Origin of the sequence: Vibrio sp. 1CM7H (assembly GCF_023161645.1) — a bacterium.
GTDB classification, from domain to species: domain Bacteria; phylum Pseudomonadota; class Gammaproteobacteria; order Enterobacterales; family Vibrionaceae; genus Vibrio; species Vibrio diabolicus.
On record NZ_JALNTV010000005.1, the window covers coordinates 128,294 to 142,792 of the forward strand.

The following is a 14,499-nucleotide window of genomic DNA, read 5'->3' on the forward strand; positions in this document are numbered from 1 at the left end:
AATGAGCGCAAAAATTCTTGCTATCGATACAGCGACTGAAAACTGTTCAGTTGCGTTGTTGGCTAATGATCAAGTGATTTCACGTAGCGCGGTTGCACCACGCGATCACACCAAAAAAGTACTGCCAATGGTTGATGAAGTACTTAAAGAAGCTGGCCTGACTCTACAAGAGCTAGATGCGTTAGCGTTTGGACGTGGTCCAGGTAGCTTTACTGGCGTTCGTATCGGTATTGGTATCGCACAAGGTTTGGCGTTCGGCGCTGACTTGCCTATGATCGGCGTTTCAACGCTGGCTGCGATGGCTCAAGGTAGCCATCGTTTACATGGTGTGACCAATGTCGCTGTTGCCATTGATGCACGTATGAGTGAAGTTTATTGGGCGCGCTATTCTCGTCAAGACAATGGTGAATGGGTTGGTATTGATGAAGAGTGTGTTATTCCACCAGCACGTCTAACTGAAGAAGCACAGGCAGACGACAAAATGTGGACGACAGCAGGTACTGGTTGGGATGCATACCAAGAAGTATTAGCAGACCTACCATTTAATTTGACGCATGGCGAGGTTCTGTACCCTGATTCACAAGACATCGTGATTCTTGCTGAACAAGAATTTAAAAAGGGTAATACTGTGCCGGTAGAAGATTCTAGCCCAGTTTATCTACGCGATAATGTGACATGGAAAAAACTTCCTGGTCGCGAATAGTCCGTTTTTCATTAACCTGACAAAAAGCAGGGCGTTTGCCCTGTATTTTTATGGAGTGCTATGGCGTCGATTAATGGCTTGCCTCCTTCTTTGATTCCCGGTGCAAATCGCACTAATAAAGTCAGCAAAAATAAGCAGGTAGATAAATCACAAACAAAGCAGCCTGTAGGTCAGCCTTCAAAGGTTGCTAACGCTGTGGCGCACTCCATAAAACACGTGGATGAGTCCCAAATTCACCGAGCTCAAGTGCAATATGACTTTCCTGAAGGGAGCGCACGTAAAGCAATGGAGCAGTACATGGATGTCATGAATCGAACTAAAAAAGAGGAACTGGCTCAATTACTTGGTGTCGATATTTACGTGTGAGATCTCCCCAGCTTGGGGTTACTAATATTGAAAGGTGGTTTATGAAGGTTTTTGGACGGTTTTTTCTCGCATTATTTGCTACGGTTGGTTTGTCTGCGTGTAGCTCGTTGCCAGAGGAGTTAAATGCCAGCACAGAACAAGTCGTTACTGATTATAAAGCTTTCGCTGAGTCTCAGGGGCAAGTGAGTGAAGATGTTCGTCTTGGTGGAATCATCGCTAAAGTGGATAACTTCAAAGATAAAACCCGTCTAGAAATCGTAAACCTACCAATCAGTAAATCTGGTAAACCGGATATTGATGAAGAGCCAACGGGACGTTTTGTCGCCTATTTTGATGGCTATTTAGAGCCCGTCGCCTTTAGTGAAGGCCGCTTGTTGACGGTTGTAGGTAAAGGCGCCGGAGAAGAAGAAGGAAAGATTGGTGAGCACGAATACGTATTCCCGATCATTAAGGGGCAAGGCTACCGTTTGTGGAAAATTGAAGAACGTTTACGCATGTATGACTCGCCAACCTACTTTTACCCATGTTACTCGATTAACTGCCGCATGTGGCGTAATGATTTCCCACAAGACGGTAAAGTGATAAAACAGGTCAAATAATCTGCGATGCATGAGCGTCAATTCGAGCTTCCTGCCGGCAAAATGGCAGCCCTTGAGATAGGGAACGAGAAAACGGCTGACTTGTCAGTCGTTTTTCTTCATGGGTGGTTAGATAATGCGGGCAGCTTTAAAGCGCTCATGGAGCAGTTGAACCAACTTAATCCTCACTTACACCTCCTCGCCATCGATCATTTTGGTCACGGTTTATCGAGTCATAAATCTCACGATAACTATTACCCCTTTCACGACTATATTGCCGATTTATATCAGTTGTTGGACGAATTATCGCCAAACAGACTGATATTAGTAGGGCATTCACTTGGTGCTTTAATCGCAAGTTGCTATAGTGCTGCGTTTCCAGAGCAGGTCGAAGCTCTTGTGCAAATTGAGGGAGCAGGACCTCTTACTGAAGATCCTACTAACAGTTTGCCTCGTCTTCGCGATGGCGTTTTAAGTCGAGTAAGACAGCACAACAAGCCAGAGCGAGCCATTGCCTCCTTCGATCTGGCGTTAAAATTACGCGTGCAAGCCAACCAATTAACCGCTGAGCAGCTTCTGCCGATAGTCGAGCGAGGAACGGAGCAGCGAGGAGATAAATGGTATTGGCGGCATGACGCCAAGTTAAAATGTGCGTCGCTTTACCGAATGGCGCAAGCGCATGCTAACTCGATTACCAGCCAAATACGTTGTCCTCATTTGATCGTATTAGGCGATCAAGGATTTCAGAATTTACCATCTAACCAAGCTGATTGGGGAGAGAACCCGCCGCAAGTGGTTTCTGTCAAGGGTGGTCATCACTGTCATTTAGAGCAAATACTCGAGGTCGCAACGCGAATTCTTGGTGTAGTTAACAAAATTTAAACAAGTGTTTGAGAGTTGCGTGCTCAAGCACGTTCGCTGTGCTGTAATAGCTTTCAAAATAAAAAGGACGCTATTTTTTAGCCAGTTATAAACGAGGAGTAACATCGTGGATAAACCATGGCTTTCACGTTATCCAAGTGACGTACCTGAAACCATTAATCCAGAGCAATATGAGTCTTTGGTAGAAATGTTTGAGCAGTCTATACAAAAATATGCAGACCAACCAGCATTCATGAACATGGGCTCGGTTATGACCTTCCGTAAATTGGAAGAGCGTAGTCGCGCATTCGCAGCGTATCTGCAAAACGAGTTAAAACTGCAAAAGGGTGACCGTGTTGCTCTGATGATGCCAAACCTACTGCAATACCCAGTGGCGTTGTTTGGTATTTTGCGTGCAGGTTGTATCGCCGTAAACGTTAACCCACTTTACACTCCTCGTGAACTTGAGCACCAATTGAATGACTCAGGTGCGACGACGATTGTGATTGTATCTAACTTTGCGAACACGCTAGAACAAATCGTCGATAAAACACCAGTTAAACACGTGGTGTTAACCAGCCTTGGTCAAATGCTGCCACGAGCGAAAGGTACGATTGTCGATTTTGTCGTGAAGTACGTTAAGGGCATGGTGCCTAAGTACGATTTACCTGGTGCAATCTCAATGCGTCAGGCTCTACGTAAAGGTCGTCGTCTACAATACGTTAAACCGTTTATGTCTGGGGATGACATTGCATTCCTGCAATACACGGGCGGTACGACAGGCGTCGCGAAAGGTGCGATTCTGACTCACCGTAATATGATTGCGAACGTTTTACAGGCGAAAGGCGCGTACGGGCCGGTTTTATCTCCGGGGCGCGAGTTAGTCGTGACAGCGTTACCGCTGTATCACGTATTTGCTCTTACCGTAAACTGTTTACTGTTTGTCGAAATGGGTGGCCGTAACCTACTTATTACGAACCCTAGAGATATTCCAGGGTTCGTGAAAGAACTACAAAAGCATCCGTTTACTGCGATTACGGGCGTGAACACCTTATTTAATGCTTTGATCAACAACGAAGACTTCCACGAGTTGGATTTCAGTAACCTACGTTTAGCCGTTGGCGGCGGCATGGCAGTGCAGCGCTCAGTAGCAGAAAGATGGCAAAAGACCACGGGTTGTTACCTACTAGAAGGTTACGGCCTAACCGAGTGTTCTCCATTGGTTGCGGCATACCCGCATGACCTTGTTGAATACAATGGATCGATTGGTCTGCCTGTGCCATCAACGGAAGTTCGCATTGTGGACGAAGAAGGCAACGCTCTTGCGAATACTGAAACTGGTGAACTTCAAGTTCGTGGTCCTCAGGTTATGCAAGGCTACTGGCAACGACCTGAAGCAACGAAAGATACGATCAACGAAGACGGTTGGCTATCAACGGGCGACATTGTTAAGTTCGATGACGAAGGCTTCTTGCACATCGTTGACCGTAAGAAAGACATGATCTTAGTATCAGGCTTTAATGTTTACCCGAACGAAATCGAAGACGTTGTAGCGCTACACGGCAAAGTCCTTGAAGTGGCTGCTATTGGTCAACCGCACGAAGTCTCTGGTGAATTAGTGAAGATCTACGTCGTGAAGCGCGACCCGAGCTTGACCAAAGATGAAGTGATTACGCATTGTCGTCAGCACTTAACTGGCTACAAAGTACCTAAGTTGGTTGAGTTCCGTGAAGACTTACCTAAAACCAATGTCGGTAAGATCTTGCGTCGTGTTCTACGCGAAGAGAATGACGCTGAACTTGCGAAGAAAAGCGCATAAGCCGATTTCGTCGAGTCGAGAGATTTAAAAAATGATAGAATGCCAGCGTTTTGCTGGCATTTTTTATAGCGAGAAGTATGTGAATTATCAAATTATTACCAAAAACAAAGACCTAGAAGAAGTTTGCATTCACGCCCGAGGGGCAGATGTAGTGATGCTGGATACCGAATTCGTCCGTATTCGCACTTTCTACCCGCAGTTAGGTCTGATTCAGCTTTTCGATGGTAATCGCCTCTCGCTGATTGATCCGACCGAATTAACGGATATGACGCCGTTCGTAGCGCTATTAAAAGATACTTCCGTGTTAAAAGTGCTGCATGCCTGCGGTGAAGATTTAGAAGTTTTCCAAAATGCATTTGGTTGTACGCCGTTCCCTATGGTAGATACTCAGTTGATGGCGGCCTTTCTTGGCCACGGTCTATCAACAGGCTTTGCAACGCTGGTGGAAGAATATTTAGGTGTTGAGCTAGACAAAAGTGAATCACGTACTGACTGGATGGCTCGTCCACTGACACAAAAGCAATTAGATTATGCTGCCGCAGATGTTCATTACTTGTTACCGTTATACGAAAAGCTGCTCGATAAGGTGACGCAAGCAGGTTGGTGGGAAGCCGTACAACAAGAAAGTGATTTGTTGGTTTCAAAACGCATTCGCGTCACTAATGAGGAGAATGCCTACCTTGATATTAAAGGTGCTTGGCAGTTAAAACCTTCTGAACTGGCGATTTTAAAGCCTCTAGCGACGTGGCGTTACCGTGAAGCAATCAAACGAGATTTAGCGCTGAATTTTATCTTCAAAGAAGGTGACCTGTTAACAGTCGCTCGTCTTGGCTTAACTAACTTTAAGAAGATGGAAGCGGAAGATATTGATATTCGAGCGATTAACCGCCATGGCGCGAAGATTGCCGCGATTGTTAAACAAGCGAAGCAAACTCCTTCTGAAGAGTATCCGGCGAAAATTGAACGCTTAATGGATTATCCAGGTTACAAACAAGTCTTCAAAAATATGAAAGACATAGTGAAATCGGCGTCGCAGAAGTCTGGCTTAGCAACGGAGTTCCTTGCTTCTAAAAAGCAGATTAATCAGCTGATCAGTTGGGTGTGGAAAAAAGATCGCGATCCAGAAGTGTTGCCTGACTTGATGCAGGGCTGGCGTTTGGACCTGCTGGGCGATAAGATGAATAAAGCGTTAAAATAATGAATGATTAAAAGGTTGGCCTCGATGCCAACCTTTTTCGTTCTAATTAGAGTATTCGTCTCGCGAGAGAAACTGATTACTTCTCGTCGTCTGGTAGCTTCACATTGAGCTCAAGAACTGAGATATCGTCGTCTTTGTGCTCAAATGTTAAGTCAACCATATTTGGATCAATTGCCACGTACTTACTGATCACCTTCAAGATGTCCTCTTTCAATTGAGGCAAGTAAGAAGGCGCAGGATCATTTTGGCTGCGGCGCTCAGCAACAATGATTTGCAAACGCTCTTTAGCTAGATTCGCAGAAGTTTTCTTCTGTGGGCGGAAAAATTCTAATAATGACATGTCTAGCCTCCAAAGAGTCGTTTAAAGAGTCCTTTCTTCTCCTCAGTAAGGAAACGAAATTCAACCTGATTGCCTAATAAGCGATCAACGGTGTCAGAGTAAGCCATACCTGCATCGGTGTTATCGTCAAAAGTGACTGGCACACCTTTGTTTGACGCGTTAAGCACGGCTTGGCTTTCTGGAATCACGCCCAGTAGTGGAATATGTAAGATCTCCTCTACGTCCTCAACGCTTAGCATTTCGCCTTGAGTGACGCGAGATGGGTTGTAGCGAGTCAGTAGCAGGTGCTGTTTTACTGGCTCTAGCCCTTGTTCTGCGCGCAGGGACTTAGAATCTAAAATACCTAGAATGCGGTCAGAGTCACGCACAGAAGAGACTTCTGGATTCGTTGTGACAATGGCTTCATCGGCGTAGTACAAGGCCATCAATGCGCCTTGTTCGATACCTGCTGGTGAATCACAAATAATGAAATCAAAGCCCATTTCATCAAGTTCGCCGAATACGCGCTGAACACCATCTTTTGTCAGTGCGTCTTTATCACGAGTTTGAGAAGCAGGAAGAATGAATAGATTGTCCGTGCGCTTATCTTTGATCAGCGCTTGGTTTAATGTCGCTTCGCCGTTAATGACGTTTACAAAGTCATACACGACACGGCGCTCACAGCCCATGATTAGGTCGAGGTTACGCAAACCGATATCAAAATCGATCACCGCGGTCTTTTTTCCCTTCAGAGCTAGACCAGAGGCGATGGCTGCGCTTGAAGTGGTTTTACCAACGCCACCTTTACCAGACGTTACTACAATAATGCGTGCCATTTTTTTTCCTTTTTAGATTAAATCGCGAGAACTTCTAAATGTAATGATTCATCGGCTTTACTGATCATTACTTTCTTTTGCCAGTACTCGCTTTCAATTTGATCGCTTAACCAGTAGTCACCCGCAATGGATACCAGTTCTGCTTGTAAATCGTGGCAAATAATACGCGCTTCCTGCTGACCACTTGCGCCTGCAATCGCACGGCCTCGAAGTGTGCCATGGATATGAATAGAGCCGTCAGCGATGACTTCAGCACCAGCACTTACGTGCGCTAACACCACCAAATCACCATCTTTCGCGTAGATCTGTTGTCCTGATCGAACAGGCGTGCGAACTACTTTCGTTGGTGCCATTTTGGCTGGCGCCTGGCTTGGTGATTTGCTTGCCGACATAATGGCGAAGCCAGCTTCGGAAGCAAGATTTTGTACACGCTTGTCTTTACAGCCCGTTACACCGACCGGAATAAAACCAGCATCTGAGATGCCTTGTTTAAGCTTAGGGAAATCAATGTCGCCTTGTACTTTTGCTATATTGATTACCAAAGGCGCGGATGCAAAAAAAGAAGGTGCTTGAGAAACTTTTTCTTGCAAAAATTCGACAGTCTTTGCGATCTCATTGTCAGAAAGGTGTAAAACTGACAATGTAAAACTGCTACCTTTAAGGTCTGGTGAATGGGTCATCGTGGACTTCTTGCCTTTATTGAAAGAGCGTTGCCTTAAACTAGGTCTGTCATGTTATATTTCATCCTTTGACGCAGCAAGTTCTCTCGTGGGCAAATAGGTGAATTAATCTCAAATTTGCTATTAAGTTTGCGAGAATTTGACGTTTTCAACCTAATCCGCACTCAACGCGGCTAAATCAGCATAAAAGGCGTGTCATGCTTTGTTCTATTTATAAAAGCTCGAAAAAAGAAGGTACTTATCTCTATATTCCGAAAAAGGATGATTTTTCACAGGTTCCTGACACCTTAATGCAGATGTTCGGTAAGCCTATCGCTGTTATGACGATTAAACTTGATGGCCGTAAATTGGCACAAGTTGATATCGAAAAAGTGAAGGCTTCATTGCAAAATGATGGCTTCTTTTTGCAGGTTCCGCCTCCGCCGGAGAACCTACTAGAAAAGTACAAAGAACAAAAAGCCCAGCAGAAAGGCGAATAACGTCATCGTTTTTCATCTGGGATTTCTGCCTTGCTCAAGGAGGGCAATATGAAAAAAATACTGGCTACCATGCTTAGCGTTGGTGTGTGTACCTCGGCTTTTGCAAGTAGCGAGGGTTTCGATGAATACTTGAATAAGCTGCGTGCTGAAGCGCGTGATAAAGGTATCTCAGAGCAGGTCATTAGTGCTGCTTTTGCGAATGTTGAGTACAAGCCTCGAGCAGTAAAAGCGGACCGAAACCAGCCAGAGAAGAAACTGACGTTGGATGAATACATTCCTCGCGCGGTGCCTGAATGGAAGGTGAAGCAAGCAAGACAACTCTATAAAGAGCATTACACCGAGCTAAAGCGTATAGGCGATGAGTACGGTGTGCAGCCTCGCTTTATCGTGGCGCTGTGGGGTGTAGAAAGTAACTTTGGTAAATTTACGGGTAACTTCAAAGTGATTGACGCGTTGTCGACAATGGCATTTGAAGGTCGTCGTGAAGAGTTTTTCCGTAAAGAGACCATGTCGGCATTGCAGATCCTCGATCAAGGCCATATCGAGCTAGATAATTTTAAAGGTTCTTGGGCTGGTGCGATGGGACAGTGTCAATTTATGCCAAGCTCTTTCCTACGTTTTGCCGCTGACGGCAACGGGGATGGTAAAAAAGACATTTGGCAATCTGAAGCCGACGTATTTGCATCAACCGCTAACTATTTGAGCAAGTCCGGCTGGGATGACAAATACACTTGGGGTCGCCAAGTGAAAGTTCCTAAAGGCATTGATCGCAGCTTAGAAGGGCGCACAGCTGAAAAAGGTAAATACCTTCAGGAGTGGAGCAAACTTGGCATCACAAAATACGACGGTAGTCCGTTGCCAAAACTGGATGAAGACATCAAAGCATGGTTGATCATGCCGGACGACGAAAATGGTCGTACGTATCTGGTTTACAATAACTACAACGTACTGATGAAGTGGAACCGCTCTTACTACTTCGCACTCGCCGTGAGTCACTTGGCTGACCGAATTAAATACTGAGCTGTTATCAAATAATCACTTGGCATCCAGTATTCAATATGAGGGCTCTTCGGAGTCCTTTGTTTTTCCTATAATCAAATCGAGGTAAAGCGTGTTATCTGAACGTGCTGCACAAATGGTGATCTTCTCCGCTCTTCTTAAACATAAAAGCTTCACAGCGGCTGCAAAGAGCTTAGGCGTGTCGGTGTCTCATGTGAGTAAGCAGTTGAGCCAGCTAGAAGCCTCTCTTGATATCAAGCTTGTTCAACGCACTACGCGAAGCTTTACGCCGACTGAGGCAGGGAAAACCTTTTTTCATCACTGTGAGCAAGTAGTACAAGCGGTGAGCAGTGCCACATTAGAGATGGAAACCCAGCGGGATGAAGTGGCAGGCTTAGTGCGTCTTGGTTTGTCGCAATCATTCGGTACCTTGCACATTATCCCTGCAATTCAAGAGTTGCGCGAACTGTATCCTCAACTTCAAGTGGAGGTGCATTTGTTTGACTATAAGGTCGATATGTTAGCCGAAGGGCTCGATTTATGGGTGACCAACAACGAGCATTTGCCTGAAGGCTACATTGCGCAGCGTTTGACGGATTGCCAGTTTGTTGTGGCGGCATCACCAGATTACTTATTGAAACATGATACGCCAACAGAGCCGGATGACTTGTCTTCTCACAACTGTCTTATATACAGAAGCTGGGAGCGTGACTATACGGGGTGGGCGTTTACTAAAGATCAGCAGGAGTTGAACGTAAAAGTTTCGGGCAACTATTCAGTGGATCTGGCAGAAGCCGTTCGGGATGCCGCTATTGCAGGTTGGGGCATTGCCTACCTTGCCACTTACTTACTGGGTGATGAGTTTAGAACGGGTAAGTTAATACAGTTGTTACCGGACTGGAAAGCAAGCCAGTCGATGCCGTTTTATGCGGTGTATCCAAGCCGCCAACATATGCCCAAAAAAATATCCGCAGTGATTAACTTCATCAAACAGAAGATCGGTAACCCGTGTCATTGGGATCAACGTCTAGCGCCTTACATATCTATTCCTAAGTAACAGGATCAATGACGTTATTGAACGGCACATAAGGTGATTCACTTCACAAAAATTTTTCCAGAACTAGAAACATCTTTTCCATATAGAAACAATAAAAATAAGCAAACGTTTATATTTATATAATTCAATGCCTTATAATTAAGGTCAATTATTGGGCGCTTAAACTTTTCACACTGTTAACATCCTCAACTTGCAGCATTTTGAGTCCGCTATACAATCCGGTGCCTTCCATATCCCCCTTCTGTCGGATTCATTTTATGAACTCAATTATTGGTATCGTAGCCATACTATTCGTAGCATGGCTACTTTCTACAAATAGAAAAAATATAAAGCTGAGAACAGTGTCGTTTGCGTTTGCTTTGCAGGTACTGTTTGCGTTGTTGGTTTTATATGTACCAGCAGGACGAGATGCGCTGAATTCAGTGAGCAGCGTAGTGTCGAATTTGATCAACTATGGTCAAGAGGGCATTGCGTTTTTATTCGGTAATTTGGCGACAGGGGGCTTCACCTTTGCGATCAATGTTCTGGGTATAATCGTTTTCTTTTCCTCTCTTATCTCAGGTCTTTATCACATTGGTGTGATGCCAAAAATCATCAACTTTATCGGTGGCGGTATTCAAAAGCTGCTGGGTATCGGTCGCGCGGAGTCTTTGTCTGCAACGGCGAATATTTTTGTTGGCACCATTGAAGCGCCATTGATGGTAAAGCCATACCTAAAGCACATGACTGACTCGCAGTTCTTTGCGGTGATGACAGGTGGTTTGGCTTCTGTTGCTGGTGGAACGTTGGTCGGTTACGCATCACTGGGCGTCGACCTTAACTATCTTATTGCTGCTGCATTTATGTCGGCACCTGCGGGCTTGCTGATGGCAAAAATTTTAATGCCAGAAGATACGGATAAAGCAGCAGATATCGACATTAGCCAAGTTGAAATTCCACGTGCAACCAACGTAGTAGAAGCATTAGCCGATGGTGCCATGGCGGGTGTACGCATTGCTGTATCGGTAGGTGGTACGCTATTGGCTTTCATCAGTGTCATTGCAATGTTAAACGGCATGCTAGGTTGGATTGGTGACCTTGTTGGGACGCCACTAAGCTTCGAGCTGATCCTAGGTTATGTATTCGCACCTGTCGCTTGGTTATTAGGTGTACCATGGCAAGAAGCAACCACAGCAGGCTCGCTGATTGGTAATAAGGTTGTGGTGAATGAGTTCGTTGCCTTCATCCAGCTTGCTGAAGTGAAGTCTCAACTCAGTGAACACTCACAAGCAATCGTGACGTTTGCTTTGTGTGGTTTTGCAAACATCTCAAGCATGGCGATGCTGATTGGTGGGTTGGGCTCATTGGTACCAGAAAAGCGTGCATTTGTTTCTAAGCATGGTTTCCGTGCGATTATCGCTGGTGTGATGGCGAACTTAATGAGCGCTTCGATTGCGGGCGTGATTTTAAGTCTGTAATTGAAATAGATATCTAAAATTAGCAAAAAGGCTCCTTGCGGAGCCTTTTTCGTATCTGAAGTTTACGTTATTTGTCCGTGTGGAACTGTTCGCAAGCGAGCATCGTGTTCTCAATTAAGCTTGCGACGGTCATTGGGCCAACACCACCAGGGACAGGAGTAATAAAGCTCGCACTTTCACGTGCTTTATCGTATTCCACGTCGCCAACTAGCTTGCCTGAATCAAGACGGTTAATGCCGACATCGATAACCACTGCACCTTTCTTAATCCACTCTCCAGGGATGAAGTTTGGCTTACCAACCGCAACCACGACAACGTCAGCTTGACGTACATGACTCTCTAGGTCTTTGGTAAAACGGTGACATGTTGTTGTCGTGCAGCCCGCAAGCAGCAGCTCAAGTGTCATTGGACGACCAACAATGTTTGATGCACCGACCACAACAGCATGTTTACCACGTAGCTCAATGTTGTAACGGTCGAGTAGGGTAATGATGCCCTTTGGCGTGCAAGAGCGAAGCTTTGGAATACGTTGCGCAAGACGACCAACGTTGTAAGGGTGGAAGCCATCCACGTCTTTCTCTGGGTGAATGCGCTCTAAAATATGTGTTGTGTCGATGCCCGCAGGAAGGGGTAATTGCACTAGAATTCCGTCAATTTCATCATCGTTGTTTAATTCATCAATCAGCGCTAGTAACTCTTCTTCTGAGCTAGACGCAGGAAGGTCAAAAGACTTAGAAACAAACCCAACTTCTTCACATGCGCGGCGTTTGCTGCCGACATAAACCTGAGAAGCAGGATCTTCACCAACTAGAACCACTGCTAAACCAGGAGCACGTAGCCCAGCTTCAACACGCGCTTTAACACGTGCAGCCACTTCGGAGCGAACAGTTTGGGAAATGAGAGTTCCGTCTATATTTTGAGCAGTCATGACTTTCCTTATAAATTAAGAAGGCAAATTATCTGCGGCGCATTGTCGCAGAATTTCTTATTAACATCCATACGCAAACGTTTGCCTTGTGGTGTTTTTGAACATTAAGCGTTTTGATGGACTTTTTTTAGGCATTCAGATCAGAATGTTATGAAAACCCGTTGATTTACCCGTTTGAACTCGTATAATCCTGTCCCTGTAGCGCGCCCTTAGCTCAGCTGGATAGAGCACGTCCCTTCTAAGGATGTGGTCATTGGTTCGAATCCAATAGGGCGTGCCATTTATTCAAAAGCCCCGATAACTCTTTGAGTTGTCGGGGCTTTGTCGTTTTTAGGTTTTTGGCTGTAATTACCACTCTATCTACAACTTTTGAATGGTATTCTAGCCATTGCAATTTCTAGCAATTAATATGGACGCATATTAATTATCTTTCGTTAGTCTTTATGCCTGCCACTTCTAATTTTTATGACCAACACGCCGACTCTTTCGCGAAGCAATACACATCGCTCCAGTTTGAGGATGTCCACGCGAGTTGGAGAGTTTTCTGGCCCCAGGCTGGAGATCGCGTGTTAGATGTTGGCGCGGGCTCTGGTCGAGACGCGAAATGGATGGCTGAACATGGGTGTGAAGTTATTGCGATTGAGCCTGCTCAAGCACTTCTAAGGCTTGGTAAGTCATACTGTGGCGATTCCGTTACTTGGCTTGAAGATGCATTACCTAAGCTTGAGAAAACCATTAATCTTGGCTTTCGCTTCGATTTAATTCTTATCAGTGCGGTATGGATGCATCTTGCGCCTACGCACCGTGAACGTGCATTTCGCAAACTTGCAAATTTGTTAGCGCCTAATGGTCGATTGGTGATTAGCCTCCGTCACGGTGACTTTTCTGACGGTCGTAAAGCTTATCCGGTATCGGTTGAAGAGCTCGAAAAGTTTGCAAAGAATAGCGCGTTAATGGTGAGAAACGTATCTCTCGATGATGATCAGTTAAAGCGAACGGGCGTATCTTGGCAAACGGTAGTGATGTCTTTGCCTGATGATGGTTCTGGTGATCTGAATAAGGTTCGCCACATTATCGTCAATGATTCCAAATCGGCTACCTATAAACTCGCACTACTGCGTACTTTACTACGTATTGCAGACGCTCATTCTGGTGCAGTGGTTGATCGCAGCGAAGGTAAAGTTGCCATCCCATTAGGGTTAGTTGGCTTATATTGGATTCGTCAATTTAAGCGTTTAATCGATAAAGAGAACATCCAGCAAAGCTCGAACTCGTCTAAAGGGCTAGGATTTATCAAGCCGGAAGGTTGGGGCAGGCTTTCCCATTTAAGTCCTGATGATCTTGCTATAGGCGCGACATTTTTTGGCGAAGACGCAGTGGCGCTGGATAAAGCAATAAAAGATAGCTTAAAAACCATAAAAGATGGCCCCGTCGCCTTTACCTATCAGGGCGATAAATCAAACCCTTACTTTGAAATGATTCGTTCAGCTAAAAAGCCTAAAGGCTCAATTGTTGTGGATAGTGAGTTCCTCGAAAGCTATGGGCTGTTTGTGTTGGATGAAAGCCTTTGGGATTGTTTTCGATTGTATAACTCTTGGATTGAGCCGCTGGTAGTCAACCAATGGATTATGGAAATGCAACGATTTCAGTCTAATCAAGAGCGGGGTATTCCACTGCAAACGTATCACGATTGTTTGGTCTGGATTGATAAAGACCATGATACGCGAGTCGTGCGAAAGAGAATTGAACAGTTGAAGCTCAGCCATTGCGACATTGTCAGTGTATGGAGTGGAAGCAAATTACGAAATGAGTATCACGTTGATCACTGTTTGCCATTTGCTTATTGGCCCAACAATGATAAGTGGAACTTACTACCAACATCTAAGGTTGAAAACCTAAACAAGCGTGATCGTATTCCTGCTAGCTATCGATTAAACGCATCCAAGCCGCGAATTTTGGATTGGTGGCAGTTAGCTTGGGGAGAGGCGGATAATTTGAGTCGGACATTTTTTACCGAGGCTTCATTGTCGCTACCTAATGTGCCAGCATCTTGCCAAGATTTTGAGCATGTCTTTGAAGCGATGGGATTACAAATTCGTGGTGTTAAAAGTCGCCTGTGTATCGCGGAATGGTAATATCTCGTTTGCTATTACCTCGTGATAAATGAAGTTTGATTGGTAACTAACAAAAAAGCGCTGGTTAACCAGCGCTTTTGCATT

Annotated in this window: 15 protein-coding genes and 1 tRNA gene; 12 read left to right on the forward strand and 4 right to left on the reverse strand. The window is 45.1% G+C overall.

The window, feature by feature from the left end; translation table 11 throughout:
* Position 1 precedes the first annotated feature (1 nt).
* The 6 genes from tsaB to rnd all read left to right on the forward strand — a co-directional run bounded on the left by tsaB (position 2) and on the right by rnd (position 5,525).
* Complete coding sequence (gene tsaB, locus MSG33_RS18025) at positions 2-703, forward strand: tRNA (adenosine(37)-N6)-threonylcarbamoyltransferase complex dimerization subunit type 1 TsaB (protein WP_005396049.1); 702 nt, start codon at positions 2-4, stop codon at positions 701-703.
* 60 nt (positions 704-763) lie between these two features.
* A complete protein-coding gene (locus tag MSG33_RS18030) occupies positions 764-1,069 on the forward strand; it encodes a chromosome partitioning protein ParA (RefSeq protein WP_248381620.1) in 306 nt (101 codons plus the stop codon).
* Between the two features lie 41 nt (positions 1,070-1,110).
* Positions 1,111-1,668: a Slp family lipoprotein gene (locus MSG33_RS18035; protein ID WP_248381622.1), complete on the forward strand. Its 558-nt coding sequence runs from the start codon at positions 1,111-1,113 to the stop codon at positions 1,666-1,668.
* A 6-nt stretch (positions 1,669-1,674) separates the two neighbouring features.
* Positions 1,675-2,529, forward strand: a complete 855-nt coding sequence (locus MSG33_RS18040; RefSeq protein WP_248381624.1) for an alpha/beta hydrolase — start codon at positions 1,675-1,677, stop codon at positions 2,527-2,529.
* A 106-nt stretch (positions 2,530-2,635) separates the two neighbouring features.
* Positions 2,636-4,327: a long-chain-fatty-acid--CoA ligase FadD gene (gene fadD / locus MSG33_RS18045; RefSeq protein ID WP_248381633.1), complete on the forward strand. Its 1,692-nt coding sequence runs from the start codon at positions 2,636-2,638 to the stop codon at positions 4,325-4,327.
* Positions 4,328-4,406: 79 nt separating this feature from the next.
* The gene (gene rnd / locus MSG33_RS18050; RefSeq protein ID WP_248381635.1) at positions 4,407-5,525 is read left to right on the forward strand and encodes a ribonuclease D; all 1,119 of its coding nucleotides are present in this window, start codon (positions 4,407-4,409) and stop codon (positions 5,523-5,525) included.
* 76 nt (positions 5,526-5,601) lie between these two features.
* Here rnd and minE read toward each other — a convergent pair whose 3' ends face one another.
* Genes minE through minC form a run of 3 tightly spaced genes read right to left on the reverse strand, consistent with a single transcriptional unit; the run spans position 5,602 to position 7,360 of the window.
* Complete coding sequence (gene minE / locus MSG33_RS18055) at positions 5,602-5,865, reverse strand: cell division topological specificity factor MinE (RefSeq protein WP_005396037.1); 264 nt, start codon at positions 5,863-5,865, stop codon at positions 5,602-5,604.
* 2 nt (positions 5,866-5,867) lie between these two features.
* Positions 5,868-6,680, reverse strand: coding sequence for a septum site-determining protein MinD (gene minD, locus MSG33_RS18060; protein ID WP_005388331.1), 813 nt, complete (start codon positions 6,678-6,680; stop codon positions 5,868-5,870).
* Positions 6,681-6,697: 17 nt separating this feature from the next.
* A complete protein-coding gene (minC, locus tag MSG33_RS18065) occupies positions 6,698-7,360 on the reverse strand; it encodes a septum site-determining protein MinC (protein ID WP_005382304.1) in 663 nt (220 codons plus the stop codon).
* A 197-nt stretch (positions 7,361-7,557) separates the two neighbouring features.
* Here minC and MSG33_RS18070 point away from each other — a divergent pair, with 197 nt between their 5' ends.
* From MSG33_RS18070 to MSG33_RS18085, 4 genes are all read left to right on the forward strand, one after another.
* A complete protein-coding gene (locus MSG33_RS18070) occupies positions 7,558-7,839 on the forward strand; it encodes a YcgL domain-containing protein (RefSeq protein ID WP_005382303.1) in 282 nt (93 codons plus the stop codon).
* A 48-nt stretch (positions 7,840-7,887) separates the two neighbouring features.
* The gene (locus tag MSG33_RS18075; protein ID WP_048626139.1) at positions 7,888-8,859 is read left to right on the forward strand and encodes a lytic murein transglycosylase; all 972 of its coding nucleotides are present in this window, start codon (positions 7,888-7,890) and stop codon (positions 8,857-8,859) included.
* 91 nt (positions 8,860-8,950) lie between these two features.
* Positions 8,951-9,895: a LysR family transcriptional regulator gene (locus tag MSG33_RS18080; RefSeq protein ID WP_203342194.1), complete on the forward strand. Its 945-nt coding sequence runs from the start codon at positions 8,951-8,953 to the stop codon at positions 9,893-9,895.
* Positions 9,896-10,152: 257 nt separating this feature from the next.
* The gene (locus MSG33_RS18085; RefSeq protein WP_248381637.1) at positions 10,153-11,352 is read left to right on the forward strand and encodes a NupC/NupG family nucleoside CNT transporter; all 1,200 of its coding nucleotides are present in this window, start codon (positions 10,153-10,155) and stop codon (positions 11,350-11,352) included.
* Positions 11,353-11,419: 67 nt separating this feature from the next.
* Here MSG33_RS18085 and folD read toward each other — a convergent pair whose 3' ends face one another.
* Entirely contained in the window at positions 11,420-12,280 is an 861-nt protein-coding gene (gene folD / locus MSG33_RS18090) for a bifunctional methylenetetrahydrofolate dehydrogenase/methenyltetrahydrofolate cyclohydrolase FolD (RefSeq protein ID WP_053807108.1), read from the reverse strand.
* Positions 12,281-12,483: 203 nt separating this feature from the next.
* Here folD and MSG33_RS18095 point away from each other — a divergent pair.
* Both MSG33_RS18095 and MSG33_RS18100 read left to right on the forward strand, forming a co-directional pair.
* Positions 12,484-12,560, forward strand: a tRNA-Arg gene (locus MSG33_RS18095).
* Between the two features lie 163 nt (positions 12,561-12,723).
* On the forward strand, positions 12,724-14,415 hold the full coding sequence (locus MSG33_RS18100) for a class I SAM-dependent methyltransferase (protein WP_248381639.1): 1,692 nt from the start codon (positions 12,724-12,726) through the stop codon (positions 14,413-14,415).
* Positions 14,416-14,499: the final 84 nt, after the last annotated feature.